Genomic DNA, 19,179 nt, shown 5'->3' with positions numbered 1-19,179 from the left:
ATAATGGGCAATAAATATAAATATGTTGTAATGCCGCTGGTCGTATCTCTCGTGATATTACTGTTGTCAGGATGCGGTTCAGAACCAAAAACTGAGACTATCGTCATCGCCGACAGCAATGAAGCTTCCAGTACCGATCAAAGCTCTCGTCCGTTTCAAGTCCAAAAAATATATCGGCTTCCAGATCGTTTTGCGAATACGGGGCAACTACTGGGCTGGTCGTCTGGAGATGCCGTCATCGCATCGTTCGGAGCTATGACCATACTGAAGCGAGGCACGCTGGAACGTTTAACTTATCCGTATGAGCAGAGCAAGACCATACCCGGAATCGGCAAGGTAACTTCCAATACGATACTTTCTCCCGATGGTAAATATATTTGCGAAGTTTCCCCTTCTTCCTCGGAGACAACCTTAAAGCTTATTTCCTTGCAAGATGGCAAGGAAAAGGAAATAGACAGGATCAGCACTAGTAACCAGTCTTATGTACAGTATGTTTCCTGGTCGGCCAACAGTTCGTATATCGGCTACCTGGTAGAAAACCAGGCTGATCATGGAGCTGATAGTCTATACATTTACGATATGGGTTCTCAAACTTCCGCGAAATATCAGTTAAAAGATATCCTAAAGGAAGACTCGCTTTTAAGTGCCGACATTGCAAATAATGGCCGCAGCGTACTGCTGCAATTATTTGGTGCAAAACAAGGTCAGAAAAAAGTGCTAGCCTTAGGGAAGGTTTCCGGGAAGAATATTGAATTTCAATACGAGCGTCAGATTGGTGGAGATTCAGTAGCCTGGATGAATAACGACCAGTTTGTGTTTCTCGGAACGGATAGTTCACTGTATGAATATGATCGGCGAAACGGCGAGCTTTCCGTCATTTTGGAAAAAGTGTTTGATTTTAAATTCTCGCCTGACAGGAAAAATATTGCATACACCGTATATGACCAAAATGTCACTTACGTAGCCAAGGTGCAGGGAAGAAATATACTGTATAAGGAACCGGTGTATCGCGGAATTGTGCCTACGTCTATGTACTGGAATCTGAACAATAAAAGTGTACTACTTCAAGGACAAAAACAGTTGGATTCTTCGCAGACTGCACCAACGGATTCTCCTAGCAAGGAGTCATTGATCATTGAGCTGAAATAGCGATGAGAATAACCATATTCATATTTGTATAAATCAAAAACCTTATTTCGGTTGTTCAGCCGGAATAAGGTTTTTCTTTTTGCAACCGTTGTGACAATTTGTTTACATGTTGATCAAACTTTCGCGACATCTTTTTTCTATAGTAAAGAAGCAAGATCATTAGCCTATAAGGACAAGGAATGGACCATTATGAATGAAAAGCCGAATCTGCATCTAAATCAACCCATTAAACGTTACATGAGCGGTCTGGATGGGCTTAGGGCCATCTCTGTGCTTGCTGTTATTGCTTATCATCTTCATTTTAGATGGGCAGAGGGCGGGCTGCTAGGGGTGGAGATTTTCTTTGTTCTATCAGGATATCTGATTACGGATCAGATCCTTTTCGAATGGAGGACGCGCAGCGGTTTTTCCATTTTGCAATTCTGGATCAGACGAATGCGCAGACTACTGCCGGCAATGATTTTTATGCTGACTGCAGTGGCATTGTGGCTTTTAATTACCGATTTCTCCAGATTGCAGGCATTAGAAGGCCATTTTGTTTCCTCGCTTTTTTACGTAAACAACTGGTATCTCATTTTTCATCATGTTTCATATTTTGAGAGCTTTGGCCCGCCTTCTCCAATTGGGCACCTCTGGTCACTTTCCATTGAGGAACAGTTTTACGTCATTTGGCCGCTTGTTCTACTGATTGGTCTATGCTTTGCACCGCGAAGAGGCAGACTGATGTTATACATTCTGGGTTGCGCCATCGTATCCGCCATAGCAATGGCCGTGATATATGAACCCGGAACCGATCCGAGTAGGGTGTATTACGGGACGGACACGCGGGCGTTTGCCATTTTGGTCGGGGCGGCTCTGGCGGTAGTCTGGCCCAGTTGGAGACTGAGCGACAATGTATCTTCTTCGTCCCGGACCATGCTGGATATGACTGGTGTGCTGGGCATGGTAATGCTGTTTATCCTGATCGCTCAGACCAACCAGTATGATGATTCGCTATATCGCGGCGGTTTTCTTTATTTATCACTCATTACGGCGATTGTTATTGCTGTACTGGTTCATCCGGCCAACCGACTGGAACGATGGCTTGGTTGCCGGCCTCTAAGCTGGATCGGTAAGCGATCTTACAGTCTGTATATATGGCATTATCCGGTCATTATTTTATCCAGTCCAGTGGTAAATACCGAGGATGCCAGCTATATGCGCATGGCTCTGCAGGTAATAGCCAGTTTCATAATGGCAGGTCTTTCTTACAGATACATCGAAGAGCCCATCCGTCGCGGGACCTTTTGGAGCGGTCTACAATCACTCCGCAGGTCAGGTGCTGGTAGCCAACTAGGCCTGGTCGTCATTGTTATCGCCATCATTCTAGTCTTGACATCATGGAAGTCGGACTCACCAGATCCTGTGTCTGATGCGTCAGCAGCTGTAAGTCGGGAACCCATCCAGACAGAAAAGCTGCAAAGCAGCTGTTCCGATGAAAATCCTTCTGCTGAAAATACAGGTATTTCCGCAGAAGGAGAGGGGGTTACAGCGATTGGAGATTCCGTTATTCTGGATGCCGCCCCGTTTCTCGAAAAGCAGCTCCCCGGTATCATCATTGACGGTAAGGTGGGACGGCAAATGTCGCAGGCGAAGAGTGTGCTTGATGACCTGCAGGCACAGAACAAGCTTGGCCATAAAATTATTATTGAACTCGGCACCAATGGCGTCTTTAACCAGAGTCAACTGAAGTCCTTGCTGGCTTCACTGCAGGAGTCCCAGCAAATTTATCTGATAACAACCAGAGTACCGAGAGGGTGGCAGAATAGCGTAAATGACAATCTACGTGAGATTGCTGGTGAATTTCAAAATGTCCGGCTTATCGACTGGTATTCAGCCAGCGAAAACCGGGACGACCTATTTTATGCTGATGGTGTTCATCTGAAACCAGAAGGCGCTCAGTATTATGCCTCGTTATTGATTGATGCTATCAAACAAGATAAAACCTACTAGCATGTTAAAAGGAAAGGATGAACTAGGAATGAACAAAAAAAATGGATGGATGGTAAGCGGATTATGGGGATTTATGATTATCCTTATCTTATTAGGAGCCATAGGTCTCCATATGCATGCAAAGCAAAATTCAGATGATCACGAATCCCGCAGCAAGGACTCTTCTCTATACAAGCTTGATGCGATGCAGCCTGCTGCACAAAAGCGTGTGGCTTCCAGCACCAGAGGAAAACAAGCTCAACCATCCGCTTCCTTAACTGGCGAGGGCGTTACGATGATTGGAGATTCGGTTACGGTCGGAGTTGAGCCTTATTTAAAAGAACAGCTTCCGAATATGACGGTTGACGGCAAGGTTGGTCGACAGATGTCTCAAGCGGTAAAAGTCATTAATGAATTAGCCGTCCAAGGCAAGCTGGGAGATCAGGTCATTATCGAACTCGGTACCAACGGTCCGTTTAGCAAAAACCAACTGCACGACGTACTGCAATCTCTTTCCGGAGCCAGACAGGTAATCTTGGTGACAACGCGGGTGCCGAAAGGCTGGCAGGATGCGGTGAATGAGACGATTGCACAGGTCGCCGATGAATTTAGCAACGTCAGCGTAGTGGACTGGTATTCGGCCAGTGCAGGCAAAGATGAATACTTTTATAGAGATGGTGTCCATTTAAAACCAGATGGTAGCCGATATTACACTTCACTCCTCGTAGCAGCCTTACAAAAATCTTAATACAGAAAGGGACAGGACAAGCGCGTCTATACATCTAGAAAGGAAGAATGACATGACACAGAGGAAAAAGAGGATATTGATTGTAACGTTGTTACTTGGGGTCGCTGCTGTAAGCTTTATCTTTTATTATTTCTTCTCCATTTACAAAGGGTTAGAAGGACTTAGCAAAACACCGGAGAACTCCCCATTGGTAAAAGTGAGTACTGATAAAGTCGAAGTTCTGAAAGCCCCGGAATGGGAGGGAACCGAACCTGTCAATATTTTGCTGATGGGCGTAGATAGTCGCGAGAACAACAAGGGTAGTGTACCCCGATCCGATAGCATGATGGTCGTTTCGTTAAATCCTATCAATAAGCATATTCATGTGTTTTCGATTCTTCGGGACACATATACGGATATCCCCGGGTATGGCAAAAATCGAATTAATACCGCTGTTACGCATGGGCCAGATACGGCGATGAAAGCAGTCAGCGAATTGCTGGGGGTGCCTGTTCATTTTTATGTATATACCGATTTCCAAGGGTTTATTAGACTCGTGGATGCGGTAGGCGGACTCGATTTTTTTGTCGAAAAGGATATGTACTATGAGAGCAAAGCCGACCAGCATAAGTATGATATTCATTTAAAACAAGGACAGCAGCACTTCGATGGCAAAACGGCACTTCAATATGTCCGTTTTCGTCATGATGCCATGTCCGATTATTCCAGAACAGAGAGACAGCGGCAATTTATTACGGCATTAGCTGAGAAGGTAAAAACAACGACTTCAATTATGAAACTCCCCTCTATTCTAGAGGAAATCAGTCCGTATATCGATACCAATTTGTCAGTCTCTGATATGTGGAATTTGGCTTCAGTAGGGTATCAAAGTACATTAAACGGAAATGAACAAATACCGCCAATGAAGCTATTAAAAGAAACATATGTTGGCAAAGCGGCTGTTCTGGATGTAAAAAGTCGAACTGACTTGAAGCAGTTTGTGCAAAGTATCATAAACTCTGACGCTTCTCATTCGATTACAGACAATTCTTTGGGGCAGAAGCAAAAAACAGATTTGGAATAGAATTAGACAATATATAAAATCATAATTTGCCGGACAATAGTCTGTTAAATGCTTTTTGTGAGCACAACATGGTCTTCCGGTTATAAAATAGGGGGAAAAAGAATGGGTACAAAACCGATCGTAAGGTTCTGCTTGGCATTAACTATATCCGCCGCCATGCTTCTTGAGATCACTGCTCCGCACATGGCTATGGCTGATGTTGCACAACGTGCAGAAAGCACGTTGTTGAACGATAAACAGAGTCAATCAACAAAAACAATCTCAACGCAGGCTAAAAATACCCCGACACTGAAATTGGATAACCATGTGGCATCCATGACGAAGAAACGAACCATTAAAGCTAGATTTAAGCTTCCGAAGGGTATCAATATAAAGAAAATAAGCTGGACCTATGGTGGCAAGCCATTATCGGAATGGAAATCGTATAAGAATCACGATTATAATGGTGCCCCCTTTATCACCGTTACTCAGGTCAAAGCAGAAAATGGAGAAGTCACTGCCAATATCAATTTCGGTCTTACTTACGGTACGGAGAATCTTGCCGAACCGAGTCTGCAGCGTCCACTGTACGCCTCATTGATGGGAACCTATGAATTGGCTGCAGCAGTCAACGGTAAAACTGTTGCCCAGGCTCCCATTAAGTTGGTCCCGTACGACAGCTTCCGTACCTATGATGAACTGAAGCCTGAGATTGATGCGATTACGGGACAGGCAGCTCGAAAAAACGACAGATACATTAAAACGATGTCGATCGGCAAATCCGTTGAAGGCCGTGATATTTATATGACTGTGGTTGCCAAAGATCAAGCGACGATTGACAAATATCAGAATGTAACTCATCCTGCCATGCTGAATGATCCTGCAAAGCTGGAGAACGATATTCAATCCGGTGCATTCCGAGATTATCAAGTGCCCATCTGGATCAACAATATTCATCCGAATGAAGCGCCGGGCTTTGATACGATTATCAATTATTTTAAGACCATGGCTCTCGATAAAAATGTTACGTACAAGACCACCTCATCCAATGGAAAATCGAGTACGGTAACTCTGAATATGGATGATGCGCTTGAACATGTGTTTTTCCTGTTCCTGTATACGGAAAATCCGGATGGAAGGGTTCATACCGACCGTTATAATGCTGAATATTTTGACTTGAATCGGGATAATTCATATCAAACCCAGCCTGAAACACGCAGCATCACAGAGCAAATCGCCAAGTGGTCGCCGATTTCTTTCCTGGATCTGCACGGGTTTGATAAGAATTTTCTGATCGAGCCTACCACACCGCCTCACGATCCGAATATTGAGTACGATCTGCTTATGGATAACATGGTAAAACAGGCCAAAGTGATGGGTGAAGCAGGGATCGCAAACACGAAGTATGATTACTACCATATTCCTTATGAAGAACATCGGAAAACGGTCGAAAATCCTAAATATGTTTCCAAAGGAACTGCATCGGGATGGGATGATGCGTCCCCAGCCTATACAGCCGTCTTCGCCATGCATCATGGTGCAATGGGACATACGCTAGAAATACCTGAATTGAATGATGAGTCGACCAAAGCACTGTATTATAGTGTCGCTGCTGCAACTGATTTTGTTATGCAAAAGAAAGAAAAGTTATTTTTGAATCAGTTAAAAGTATATGAACGTGGAGTTAATAATATAGATGATCATGCCGTAGATCGGTATCTAGTCAATGCAAAAAATCAGATCATCGGCCGCCCTCGTCATGGTAATGAGAACTTTTTCCCTGAGTATTACGTGTTGCCGACCGATAAAGGTCTTCAAAAAAATCCGTTAGAAGCTTACCGGATGATTGAATATCTTATTCGCAATGGAGTAACGGTTGAACGCTCGACAGAAGCTGTGAGCGTTGCTGGCAAGACCTACCCTGCGGGTTCATTTATCATAAATATGCACCAGGCCAAACACGGCATTGCAAACATGGTTTTATATGACGGTATTAACGTCTCAGATTATGCTTCCGTAGCTGGCGAGATTGTACAAGATTTTCCAGTCATGCGAGGATTTGAACGTGATGTGGTTAGAGAAGCCGGAGTGTTTGCTGGCAAAACTTCTCTGGTGACTTCCGTATCGATTCCGGCAACACAAATACCAAATGATTCTGCCTATGTTTTAATCCGCAACACCAATAACGATGCCATCAAAACCGTTAATGAATTGCTTAAATCCGGCAAAGTCGTTACGATGCTATCCAAAAGCGGAACAGGATATGAAGCGGGTGACTTTGCAGTGGCCTATGATGATCTGCACCCGCTGGCCTCGAAGTATTATCTTGATGTCACGGCATTCGGCAATAATAGACCTGTTGGCAAAGTTCTTAAACCTTCTACGGTAGCCGCTCTTGGTGAACCAGCTTATGTGCTCAAAAATCTCGGTTTTAAAGTAACCGATGATCAGCAACATGCCGATGTGCTGGTGAATACATTCGATTCCGATAAACTTGTCGAGAAAGGAAAGCCTTACATTGCTTATGGAAATATGGGCATGGATAACGTGAAAAACTCGATTCCTCAATTTGCGTTTGCTGGACCGACATGGGAAAGATACGAAGGGGTGTTCCTGGCGAATGTCAAACAGGATAACGTGATTACAGCCCCTTACGATAACGAAGAATACTTCTATACCGTTACAGGTTCTTACATTACAAAACTACCTAAAGTCGCAAAAGTTCTTGCAACCATTAGTAACAAAGAAAACTTCTTCAAAGCAGGCTGGTGGCCAGGTCACGATGCTGCCAGAGGAAAGATTCTGGCTTTTACCTATAAGGAAAATAAAAAGAATATTACAGTTTTCTCTAACGATCTAACCAATGGAGCTCACCCACAGCAGCAATTCCGACTACTGGCCAATTCGATTTTCAATGCCTCACCTGGAAAATCCGAGTAAATTTTAATGATATTGCAAACAGCCTTATTCGAGTGATCAACTGCGAATAAGGCTGTTTTGCGATAAAACGGTTTCGTCCGTTGTGACATTTTGTTTACAACTTGATCAAACTTTAGCGACATCTGGAGGCTATATTTGGATTATAGCATGACATGAAGCCTATTTATAACAGGGACTATGGAATGTATATATTCAGTATTTTAGGGAGGAATGCAATTTGCTAAGCAGCATCAAACTGACAAGCAGATCGGTCAGAGAATATGAGGGAGACGCAAAAATTGAAGATCAGGTTGCTAATAACCTGGATAATAAAGCAGTGGACACACCAGGGATCACCTCATCTCACGACAGTGCAGAAACCGATAATCTTCCCCAAAGCTCTGTGACAGAGCCACGGAGAAAGACACACAGTATCAAAGGACGTCTCGTTGCGCTTGATGCAGTACGAGGGCTGGCCGTGCTGGGAATGTATTTACAGCATTTTGGGTCAAATCCAAGCGTGTCTGCCCTTGTTTCCGGAACGACCACCTTATTATTCGTACTGTGCGGCGGTATCTCTTATTCTATTATGGGACAGCGTATGATGGATCGGGGAGCAGAGGTGGTCGCTTTTCGTGCGCGAATGCTGGCTCGTGCCGTATTTGTTGATATTATTGGTTATTTTCTAATTATGCTGAACACTTCATATGGCATCATTTTGCCTGCCTATGCAGCGATGTTTGTGTTGGCCCTTGTGTTATTTCGCCGTTCGACCCGTACCATTGTTACAACAGCAGCAGTTTTGCTCGTGACAGCCCCGCCGTTAATGATTCTTGGCTCAAGCCTTTTCTCGAAAGCTTATCTTCTTAGTGATATCGCGGGAGGACCGATGTCTGCTCTCGCCTTGACCCCTGCATTTGTTGCTGGTATGGCCATTGGCCGCTTTAACCTCACCAGTTTACGTACAGCTCTCTCACTCGCAGGCAGCGGTATCGTTATGCTTGTTATTGGCAAAGCACTGGCCGCTTTTATACTTCCAAATTGGAGGCTTCACTTTGAACAATGGCTGATAAGTGTCCTAGGAACTGCTCCTGTACAACCGGATGAATATGCAATTTGGCCGCTTAATACGGAAACACCGATGTGGCAATTACTCTTGGGAACGGCTCCGCACAGCGCTTCGACATTCCAAACGCTGATTGGATTGGGAATTTCACTCCTAGTATTGGGACTGGCATGCTTCGTGGCAAAGAGATTTTCTACTGTATTAGTGCCTTTCGCAGCAGTCGGACGTGTGGCTCTGACCATGTATGCCATTCAGTTTGTAGTCGTTTGGATTCTTGATTTGACAAAGATTGGGCACAGTCTGGAGGGAGTTCCGTTCGCTGACATAATGATTGCAGTTGCAACACTACTGCTGGGGTTAATGATTGCTCAGCGTCCTGTTGGTCCGCTTGAAGGATTGATGCGCCGCTTTGACCGATTGTTCAGTCCTACCCAGCCAGTCTCACAAACAGTAAAGTAAGTAGCCTTCTTGAAACTCTATTTACAAACAACCTTATTCTGGTAATCAGCTGTGAGTAAGGTTGTTTTTTGCGATAACCAGTTTCGTCCGTTGTGAGATTTTATTTACAACTTGATCAATCAAACTGATGAGTAGATCCGTCAGCGGATATAGGGGGATACAAACATTAAAGAGTCGAAAGTGCTCGTTCCGCACGTTAAAATATAAAGTTCATATAACAACGGAATTATATAAATATATAAAAATTGGAAAGAGGGCAGTTCTATGAAAAAACATATGTTAATTTTATTACTATTAGCCCTGTCGACCAGTTTTTTATCAGAGTCCTTTGTCCAAGCAGAGGAGGCGCAGCAGGTTGCCAAAGCGAATGTGAAATTAACACTCAGCCAAGCCCAGCAATGGGCGCGATCCAATAGCTTTAGCATGAAGGAAGCCCAGCAAACGATAGATCGTAACCGGATTATGCTGAAAAATGCAAGCAAGAATCTGGATTTCATTCCGGCAGGTCAAGGCAACGGTGAAGAAGATGCGGCTAGTAGTTCAGCCTGGAAGGGTTATGCCTCGTCGACAGTTTCTTATTTGGAATCCAAAAGGAAAATCGAACTTGCCCAAGATCAGGCTGATTACACTGCCATGAAGAATTATTATGACGTACTTCTGGCTGATAACAAAGTCAAGAGTAGTGAGGATGCACTTTCGCTCGCGCTACTGGAAGAAAAGGCTGCTGAAGCGAAGGCCAACCGTGGAAAAATTTCTCCAGGTGATCGAAGCACGATTATTCAGACTCGTATAGAAGCTCAAAAAAATGTAGACATTGCAAAGACTGCACTGCAAAAAGCGCGAGAATCGCTAAACACGCAAATGGGACAGCCGCAAGGGACGGTGTATGAGCTGATGGATCGACCCGTTTACCGAAAAATATATAACACGAATCTGGATACACTGGTGTCGCGTGCCATCTCGGCGAGTCCTTCGGTATGGAGACAGGAGGAGGCAGTCAAGCTAGCAAAAATGGAAATTAAATATTACACCTGGAACTCAGGAACGGATGACTATGAAATTAAACAGATAGATGTAGATTCAGCACAAGGCGGTCTGGAAAATACCAAAGATCAACTGGAAGAAACACTGAAAAGTATGTACTTTAATCTACAACAAAATGAAGAACAATATGAACAAATGCAAAGTAATCTACAGAACACTCATAAAGTGTTGGACATATCTCGTAGAAAAAAGGAACGTGGATTTGCCACGGGTACGGAGGTCGCCACAAATCAGTTGAAAGTAAAGCAAATTGAACGAAATATGGATGAACTTGTTGTTCAAATGACGCTACTGCAACATGCTTTGAACAAGCCGTGGAGCGTGTAGGATTTAAAAAATACATTTTAGGGGGATATAACATTGCCGGAAACAGAAAAGAAAGATTCATTACAAGTGTTAAGAAAAAAAAGAAGAATGAAAGGGATCATAAGTATTCTGACCTTGCTCATTATTTCGGGAATTGGCAGTACGGTCTATATGAAAAGGGGGCAAGAAAAGCCCGTGGAGGCTCCGGCGAATCAGGTTGTACAGGTACAGAAAGCTAACATAACCGATTCGCTTACCGTGACTGGAACCGTTCAGGCTTCCAAGGAAGTAAATATTAATTTTACAAATGTTGAGGGTGCCAAGCTCATTGCTGTCCATGTCAAAGCAGGAGATAGCGTCAAAGCAGGTCAGGTTCTAGCACGATTAGATGATTCGGATGCCAGGCTGCAAATTAAGGATGCCGAATCCAATGTGGCGATTGCAAGGGCTAAGCTGGAGGAAGCCAAGCGCGGACCCAAAACGAATGATATAGAGCTGCAGAAGGCGAATGTCTTAAAGGCACAGATGGCGATTAAAACAGCCAAGAACGATATAGAGTTAGAGGAAGCCGCTGCACAAAAGGTGGCAGCCAAGGTGACTTTAGATAAGGCGCAGAAGGATTATGATGACCAGGCTTATCTGGTTCAGAATGATGCGGTAGCAGAAAGTGACCTGGCGACGGCCAAGCAAAATCTGGATAAGGCAAAATTGGATATGAGCAATGCAGAGCTGCAGTACAAGAAGGTACAGACCAAACAGACTGAGGCGATCGAAGAGGCGGAAATGGGCTATAAAACAGCTTTAATACAATTAAAGGCTGCACAGTCCCCGCCTGAAGCTTCTAATATCCAATCTGCACAGGCTTCTTTACAGCAGGCTGAAACAGCATTAGAGCAGAAAAAAAGTGTTTTGAGCAAATTACAGGTTACGGCGCCGTGGGATGGGATCATTTTGAAGGTCAACGGCGATGTGGGTACCAGTCCTACTGCACCTTTTATTGTCATGAATAACTCCAACACAGGGGTTATGAAGGTTCTTGCCAAGGTGAACGAAAGTGATATTGCTAAATTGAAGACTGGACTTCAGGCGACAATGCACTCGAATTCATTCCCGGACAAACCATTTAAAGGCGAAGTATGCTTTGTTTCTCCAGAGCCAGTGACGGAATCCAATGTCACTACATACACAATTGAATTGTCTTTGGATAGTCAAAACATAAGGCTGCAATCGGGGATGAACATGGATGTATCCCTTCTGTTAGCTGAACACAAAGATGCGTTGTCTGTGCCGTTGTTTGCATTGAGATCTGAAGGTGGTGTGGATGGAGTATATGTGGCGAAGAACGCAGCAAATCCGGCAGCTTATGAGTTTAGGCCGATAAAACTAGGGATCTATACAGCGGATCAGGCCGAAATCAAATCCGGTGTCAAGGAAGGCGAAACCATTGTTATTCCTCCTCAAAACAGTAGTGCTGATCCGAACGACAGTGGAGGAGGGCAAGCACAATGATTCAAACTCAATCCAATAAAACCGTTATTGAAATTAAAGAACTGAAAAAAAGATATGAAGTAGGCGGTCAGGAGATCCAGGCTCTACGCAGTGTGAACTTATCTATTAGCGAAGGTGAGTTTGTTGCTATCATGGGGCCCTCCGGTTCAGGTAAGTCTACCATGATGAATGTGATTGGTTGCCTGGATCATCCGGATACCGGAAAATACCATCTGGATGGGTATTCCATATTGGATGCTCGTGAGAACGAACTTTCGGAGATTAGAAATCAGAAGCTAGGCTTTGTGTTTCAGAAGTTCTATCTGCTTCCTCGTACTACAGCTTTAGCAAATGTGGAGCTGCCTATGATGTATGCAGGTGTGCCTGCCAAGGAGCGTCGGGAAAGAGCTATAGAGGCGCTTCGGATGGTAGGTCTTGCAGAACGGATGTATAACAAGCCTAACGAGCTTTCTGGCGGTCAGCAGCAGCGGGTCTCCATTGCCCGAGCATTGGTAAATAATCCGGTTATTCTGCTGGCGGATGAGCCGACAGGCGCACTGGATACGAAGACGAGCATCGAGATTATGGAGCTGTTCCAAGGTTTGAATGACCAAGGAAAAACCATTGTCCTGGTTACTCATGAGCTGGAAATAGCTGAATATGCCAAACGATTGATTAGCTTTCGGGATGGTAATATTGAGCGAGATGAACCCATTGCGAATAGACGAATTTCGTCAAGGATGGTGAGCCTATGAATGTGATGGAAACGATCCGTGTATCCATGAATAGCTTAACCACCAACAAGCTGCGCTCATTTTTAACGATACTCGGTATTATTATCGGGGTGGCAGCGGTCATTGCCATTATGGCGATCGGAAACGGCTCAAAGGCCAGTATTAAGGAGGAAATCAATAAATTAGGGAATAACGTGCTTATGGTTAGTCCAGTCTTCCCAATGACCGATGGAGAAGTAAATCCAGACAACTTGCCCTCCTTTACGTGGACAGATGTCGAGGCATTGGAACAAAAGAATTCTATTGATGCATTAATGCCGAATATAACGAGCAATTCAAAAGCTACATGGGGGCGATATAACTATAATGGAACCATTGTAGGGACATCCGCTTCATTTTATAGAGTCAAAAAGGTATCTTTTGCCGAAGGTCGAACATTTACCAATCATGAGATGGATAAACGCATGAATGTCGCTATTTTGGAAAGTAAAGCGGTTCAACGTCTTTTTGGTGGAGATACCCAAAATGTATTAGGAAGAACATTTCAAGTTAAACAGATCCCTTTCAAAGTGATTGGAGTATTGGATACTCCGCCCGTTTCGAACTTGAGCTACAGTAGTAATGATCAAATCTATATCCCTGCCACCACGATGATGACCCGTTTGGGACAGAAGAATATTGCCACTCTGGATGTGTCGGCCAAATCACCAGCTTTGATGGATCAGGCTCATTCCGATATATTGGAAAGCTTGCGTGTGACGCACCAGCTAAAACCCTCAGAACCGGATCAATTTCAAGTGATGAGTCTGTCTGAAGCAGCAGGTGCAGCTTTTGGTGTAGATAAAATCATGAGTAATTTGCTGGGGGGGGTAGCCGCAATATCGCTCGTGGTAGGGGGAATCGGAATTATGAATATAATGATGGTCTCCGTTATAGAGCGTACGAGAGAAATCGGAATTCGAAAAGCGATCGGCGCCAAGCCAAGAGATATTATGATTCAATTTCTGTCAGAAGCCGTTATCTTTGGTCTTCTGGGAGGGATCCTCGGGGTTATTACTGGTATAGGAGCATCTAAAATAATTGAAGCAACTTCTCATATGGCCATTGAATTTACGGTCTCTCCTATCCTATATTCGTTTCTCAGCTCCGCAGGTACAGGCATTCTATTCGGGGTATACCCAGCTTATAAAGCAGCAAGCCTGAAGCCTATAGATGCATTGAGATACGAATAATTTTATTGGCACATGGTCGCAAAAAAAGACGTAAACTGCTTCTAAAACTTGGAGGAACATATACTATGTAAAAAAACTATACGCATATAGAATTAGAGCTCATCAGATGAAGAAAAATAAATGAAGACTACTGTTTATTATTATCATTTGTATTGTTCTAATTATTCTGAAACTTTTGTAAACCACAGCAAATAAAAACGATTGAATTTGCAGAAAAAATAAAATCAGTATCAACTGGAATATGACACGTTTCTAGTTTTAAGGAAAAACTTCAGGTAAGGCAATTCGCAAACCGAGCAAGACCCTAGCCCATTCAGCTGAGTCTTCTCGGTTCATTAATATCTAAGCCAGATTTTAGATTAGAGTATTCTCGGAAGAAGCAGGAGTGTGAATGTTCAGAATTTGTTCAGTCATACCATGCTAAAATCTTCATATCAAAATAACAGCCAAAACCTACATAAGGAGAGAGTGATTGTGCACAGGGAAGCAGCATCGTTTCATATAAAATATTTATTTAATGTATGTCGATATTGCAATGCATATAATCACATCCTGATTATAGTAGGCCAGAGGAATGTTATTTAATTATAGGGCAGCGACGGTAAAACCAAGAGAGTCTGAAAAGTGAGTATCCGTTCTTTCACTTGAGAGAAAATAGAGTCGCTGTACTTAGTACTATATGAGATGAGGTGGCATTAGCCAAAATAATTCAGATGATTTTATTTGTCACGCAAGAAGGAGGCACTTTTATTGTTACCCTTAATTAAGGAATTTCGCCTAAACCAAAAGACTATTTCTTATTTAAAATTAATCCTAACGGTCATTATTCTTGCCGCAGCTATTGTTCCCGTCGCCCCTTCACAGGCACATGCGTTTTCCGGAACGGGAAACGGTACGGAACAGAACCCTTATATCATCACGACGGCAGCGATGCTGGATGATATAAGGACTGATCTGAACGCTTATTACAAATTAGGTGCTAATATCCAACTAACGGATTATACTTGGAACCCAATTGCCAATTTCGCGGGTGTGTTCGATGGGAACGGATACACGATTTCCGGCTTGACGATTAATCAGCCCTTGTCAATGAATGTCGGTTTTTTTGGCAATTTAACGGCTACGAGTATTGTTCGTAACGTCCGGTTTATGGATGTTAACATAATCGGAAATAGAAACGTAGGAAGTTTTGCCGGTACAAATTTCGGTCAAATCAGTAATGTATTTGCATCCGGCAGTGTAGAAGCGCTCGGAGAGGGCACCTATGATTATGCGGGTGGTCTGGTCGGTGTTAACAGCGCGTCGATTACTAAGTCTATATCGGCTGTCAACGTGAGGGGAACGAAATCTGCTGGATATGTTGGAGGAATTGCAGGCTATAATGTGCAGGGCACCGTCAGCCAAAGTTATGCAACTGGCCAAGTGGATGGACTGTCCCGCGTTGGTGGTTTAGCCGGATACAATTCTAACGGAACCGTGAGCAATTCTTATTCAACGGGTTCAGTCACAACGACCGTCAACCGAGCTGGAGGACTTGTTGGACAAAATGCTGGTCAGGTAACAAGCAGCTATTCCACTGGATTAGTAATTGGTAGCACGCAAAGTGGAGGACTTATAGGTATAAATAGCGGTACGGTAACGAATTCTTATTGGGATATAACCTCGTCGGGACAGAGCACCAGCGGAGGGGGAACTGGAAAAACGAATGAGGAAATGATTCTACAAAACACCTTTGTAGATTGGGATTTTACAAATATTTGGATGATGAACGGTGCCAGCCCAATTTTGGGGCAGCTTGGACCTGCTGACCCACCAGCAGTGGTAGAAACAGCTCCACCAACAATCGATATTCAGCCGGTAGGGGATAACGTAAACAAGGACGCTATCAGTCCGATGTTGAACGTAGTAGCAAGTGCAAGCGACGGTGGATCGTTAAGCTATCAGTGGTACAGCAACATTACAGATAGTAATAACGGAGGCACACTGATTATTGGAGCAACGGACAGTTCTTATGCGGCACCCACCACAAGCGTGGGAACAACGTTTTACTACGTTGTAGTCACTAACACTAATACCAATGCAACAGGTGCACAAACAGCATCTGTAACAAGCAATACAGTTGCGGTGACGGTAAATGCCCTGACACATGCAGCAGAGCCGCAGATCAACACACAGCCGTTGGGACAAACGGTGACCGAGGGGGCCGACAGCCCGACATTGAGTGTGGAGGCTAGCGTGAGCGACGGTGGGACCCTGAGCTATCAGTGGTACAGTAACACGGAGAACAGGAATAGTGAAGGTACGTTAGTCTTCGGGGCAACCAATCCTTCATATGCTCCACCGACGTCGACTACAGGAACAACCTATTACTACGTCGTTGTAACGAATACAAACATCAACGTAACCGGTATAAATACAGCATCAGTAACAAGTCATGTGGCCGCAATCACGGTAAACACACTGACGTCTGCAACTGGCTTAACCGTAGCTGCTATCGATCCTGCGGGGGCTGCAAATGACGGACGTACACAGATCACCGTAACCCCTCTTACAGAAGCGGGGAACAGACTTGTATATCTAAACGCTGGCAGCGGATCGGTGACCGTGCCTTACCAAGGTGAGGTACTCAGCGGATATATGGATTTACCGGAAGATGGGGTTATCCCTGCTGTGAATGGAGATATCATTGCCGTAGCAGAAGTGAACGACTCCAATCGAGTCGTGAAGTTTGGACAAGCAACAGCGATCGTGATCGCTGAACCTGTTCATCTGCCAACCCCGGCAGGTGGCCTAACTGTAACTTCTCGTGACCTAGTGGGTAAGGAAAATGACGGACACACATTGGTAACGGTAGATCCTTCTCCGGAAGCAGGTCATAGACTGGTCTATCAGAACCTGGGTACGGATGAAGTTTCTGTGCCGAACGAAGGCGATGCATTAACAGGCTTTACGGATTTCCCTTCGAATGGAATCATACCGGCAGAAAACGGAGAAAAAATCGTCGTTGCAGAAGTAAATTCCTTAAATCGGGTACGTAAATTCGGTATGACTTCAGCCGTAGTTGTGAAAGAGCCTGTGGTTACTTCACCGCTCGTACTTCATGCTATAGCTGGAAATCAACAGGCAACCCTGAACTGGAATAGCATTGAAGGAACAGAAGAGTATCAAGTATATCAAAGCACGACGTCCGGCAGCTTTGAGCGTGAACCTGTAACCGTCTCTAACTCGGTTTATCAATCGGTCTACCTATATGTTGCGGGCGACTTGATCAATGGAACGACTTATTATTTTAGAGTCACGGCTGTAAATGGCTCTGGAGAGACTACTGCCTCCAATGAGGTGAGCGTCCAACCGAAAACGACCCCAGCTGCTCCGGTTCATGTACGGGCCACAGCAGGGAATGAGCGAGCAACCGTATCATTCGATCCACCAACAGATAATGGAGGAGGTCTCATTACCGGGTATGTAGTCACTGCCATGCCAGGCGGTATTACCGCTACAGGAGCAACCAGCCCAATTACCATAACCGGGCTAACCAATGGAACCGAGTATTCGTTTATTGTGCAGGCCATAAATAGTGAGGGAGTCGGTGCTTTATCTGCGGAATCCAACCGTGAAACACCGAAAAAATCTTCAAGCGGTTCTTCATCGGAAAGCGGAAGTTCCGGCAGCACCAGCTCCGAAAGCTCAAAAACGGCTAATGAGTCGAATGACTCGTCAACCAAGGGAATCGATATTCTCGTAAACGGCAAAAAGGAGAGTACGGGCACAGCGACGGTAGAAAGCAAAGATGGTCAATCCGTCATTCGTATTTCCGTCGACCCAGAGAAAATCGAACAGAAGCTTGCATCAGAAGGTCGTAGCACGGTGGTTACCATTCCGGTCGTGTCCCATGAGGATGTTATCATCGGCCAAATCAATGGTGAAACCCTTAAAAAAATGAACGATCTTGAAGCGATTCTGAAACTGCAAACGGAAAGTGCCACTTACACGATTCCTACTAAACAAATTCAGGTTGCCTCGATTCTTAAACAACTTGAAGAAGATGTACAGCTTGAAGATATCGTTATTCAGCTCATCATCGCCAAACCTGTGGATTCTATGCTGAACACCATTAATAACGCAGCTGCAAACGAAGGTTTTACCTTGGTTACCCAGCCACGGAGTTTTTCCATTAGCGGAACTTATAGGGACCAAACCGTTGAAATCCCCCGCTTTAATGCATACGTCGAGCGGGCTATTACGATTCCGGGGGATGTGGATCCTAATCAAATCACCACGGGGATTGCCGTTGAAGCCGACGGAACAACAAGACATGTGCCGACAAAAGTGGTTCAACAAGACGGTCAGTACTATGCCACGATTAATAGCTTGACCAACAGTACGTATGCTGTCATTTGGAATCCAGTGGAATTTAAAGATGTCGAAGGGCACTGGGCCAAGGATGCCATAAACGACATGGGGTCACGGATGGTCATTAACGGAGTAAATAAGGAAGAGTTCAATCCAAATGCGGATATTACAAGATCTGAATTTGCCGCGATTATCGTGAGAGGACTGGGTCTTAAACCCGAAGAGGGGCAAAACTCCTTTGCTGATGTGGGTAGTGAGGACTGGTACAACGCATATGTTCAAACTGCATACTCTAATGGACTTATTCAAGGGTTTGAAGACGGGAAATTCCGTCCGAATGATCATATTACTCGTGAACAAGCAATGGTCATCATGGCTAAAGCGATGAACATCACGGGGCTTCAAGCAGACACTAGTTCAAGTAGTCTGAATAACTTTAAAGATCGATCTTTAGTATCTGGATGGGCAGAACAAAATGTTGTTCAATGCATGGGAGCAGGACTCGTATCCGGCAGAACTTCAACTGAGATTGCACCAAAAGCGAATGTGTCTCGAGCAGAAGTTGCTAAACTGGTACAAGCATTGCTTTCAAAATCTAATCTAATCTAGATAAACCAGTGAAAAAGCCTTCTTCCTTTCGGAAGGAGGCTTTTTTTAATGTACGCCTA

11 protein-coding genes are annotated in these 19,179 nt (G+C 44.3%); all 11 read left to right on the top strand.

Going from position 1 to position 19,179, the window contains the following annotated elements; all coding sequences use genetic code 11:
* Positions 1-3 precede the first annotated feature (3 nt).
* The gene (locus ABEW32_RS06415; protein ID WP_430185791.1) at positions 4-1,149 is read left to right on the top strand and encodes a hypothetical protein; all 1,146 of its coding nucleotides are present in this window, start codon (positions 4-6) and stop codon (positions 1,147-1,149) included.
* A gap of 189 nt (positions 1,150-1,338) precedes the next feature.
* On the top strand, positions 1,339-3,141 hold the full coding sequence (locus tag ABEW32_RS06410) for an acyltransferase family protein (RefSeq protein WP_430185789.1): 1,803 nt from the start codon (positions 1,339-1,341) through the stop codon (positions 3,139-3,141).
* Positions 3,142-3,169: 28 nt separating this feature from the next.
* The gene (locus ABEW32_RS06405) at positions 3,170-3,868 is read left to right on the top strand and encodes an SGNH/GDSL hydrolase family protein (RefSeq protein ID WP_430185787.1); all 699 of its coding nucleotides are present in this window, start codon (positions 3,170-3,172) and stop codon (positions 3,866-3,868) included.
* Positions 3,869-3,920: 52 nt separating this feature from the next.
* Entirely contained in the window at positions 3,921-4,931 is a 1,011-nt protein-coding gene (locus ABEW32_RS06400) for an LCP family protein (RefSeq protein WP_430185785.1), read from the top strand.
* 102 nt (positions 4,932-5,033) lie between these two features.
* Complete coding sequence (locus ABEW32_RS06395) at positions 5,034-7,850, top strand: M14 family metallopeptidase (RefSeq protein WP_430185783.1); 2,817 nt, start codon at positions 5,034-5,036, stop codon at positions 7,848-7,850.
* Between the two features lie 217 nt (positions 7,851-8,067).
* Positions 8,068-9,354, top strand: a complete 1,287-nt coding sequence (locus ABEW32_RS06390) for a DUF418 domain-containing protein (RefSeq protein ID WP_430185781.1) — start codon at positions 8,068-8,070, stop codon at positions 9,352-9,354.
* A gap of 264 nt (positions 9,355-9,618) precedes the next feature.
* The gene (locus ABEW32_RS06385) at positions 9,619-10,725 is read left to right on the top strand and encodes a TolC family protein (protein WP_430185779.1); all 1,107 of its coding nucleotides are present in this window, start codon (positions 9,619-9,621) and stop codon (positions 10,723-10,725) included.
* Positions 10,726-10,758: 33 nt separating this feature from the next.
* On the top strand, positions 10,759-12,213 hold the full coding sequence (locus tag ABEW32_RS06380) for an efflux RND transporter periplasmic adaptor subunit (RefSeq protein WP_430185777.1): 1,455 nt from the start codon (positions 10,759-10,761) through the stop codon (positions 12,211-12,213).
* On the top strand, positions 12,210-12,947 hold the full coding sequence (locus ABEW32_RS06375; RefSeq protein WP_430185775.1) for an ABC transporter ATP-binding protein: 738 nt from the start codon (positions 12,210-12,212) through the stop codon (positions 12,945-12,947). The genes ABEW32_RS06380 and ABEW32_RS06375 overlap by 4 nt, the downstream gene beginning before the upstream one ends.
* Positions 12,944-14,158 carry an ABC transporter permease gene (locus ABEW32_RS06370; RefSeq protein WP_430185773.1) on the top strand — a complete coding sequence of 405 codons (1,215 nt, stop codon included), beginning with the start codon at positions 12,944-12,946 and terminating at the stop codon, positions 14,156-14,158. The genes ABEW32_RS06375 and ABEW32_RS06370 overlap by 4 nt, the downstream gene beginning before the upstream one ends.
* A 750-nt stretch (positions 14,159-14,908) precedes the next feature.
* On the top strand, positions 14,909-19,120 hold the full coding sequence (locus ABEW32_RS06365) for an S-layer homology domain-containing protein (RefSeq protein ID WP_430185771.1): 4,212 nt from the start codon (positions 14,909-14,911) through the stop codon (positions 19,118-19,120).
* Positions 19,121-19,179: the final 59 nt, after the last annotated feature.

It is taken from the genome of Paenibacillus jamilae (genome assembly GCF_050482105.1).
Classification (GTDB): Bacteria; Bacillota; Bacilli; order Paenibacillales; family Paenibacillaceae; genus Paenibacillus; species Paenibacillus jamilae_B.
This window is presented reverse-complemented; position numbering and strand designations above follow the sequence as displayed.

Excerpts from the sequence above, each read along its gene's own strand:
- ABEW32_RS06415 (WP_430185791.1), top strand. The coding sequence starts at position 4 with ATGGGCAATAAATATAAATATGTTGTAATGCCGCTGGTCGTATCTCTC.
- ABEW32_RS06410 (WP_430185789.1), top strand. The coding sequence starts at position 1,339 with ATGAATGAAAAGCCGAATCTGCATCTAAATCAACCCATTAAACGTTAC.
- ABEW32_RS06405 (WP_430185787.1), top strand. The coding sequence starts at position 3,170 with ATGAACAAAAAAAATGGATGGATGGTAAGCGGATTATGGGGATTTATG.
- ABEW32_RS06400 (WP_430185785.1), top strand. The coding sequence starts at position 3,921 with ATGACACAGAGGAAAAAGAGGATATTGATTGTAACGTTGTTACTTGGG.
- ABEW32_RS06395 (WP_430185783.1), top strand. The coding sequence starts at position 5,034 with ATGGGTACAAAACCGATCGTAAGGTTCTGCTTGGCATTAACTATATCC.
- ABEW32_RS06385 (WP_430185779.1), top strand. The coding sequence starts at position 9,619 with ATGAAAAAACATATGTTAATTTTATTACTATTAGCCCTGTCGACCAGT.
- ABEW32_RS06375 (WP_430185775.1), top strand. The coding sequence starts at position 12,210 with ATGATTCAAACTCAATCCAATAAAACCGTTATTGAAATTAAAGAACTG.
- ABEW32_RS06370 (WP_430185773.1), top strand. The coding sequence starts at position 12,944 with ATGAATGTGATGGAAACGATCCGTGTATCCATGAATAGCTTAACCACC.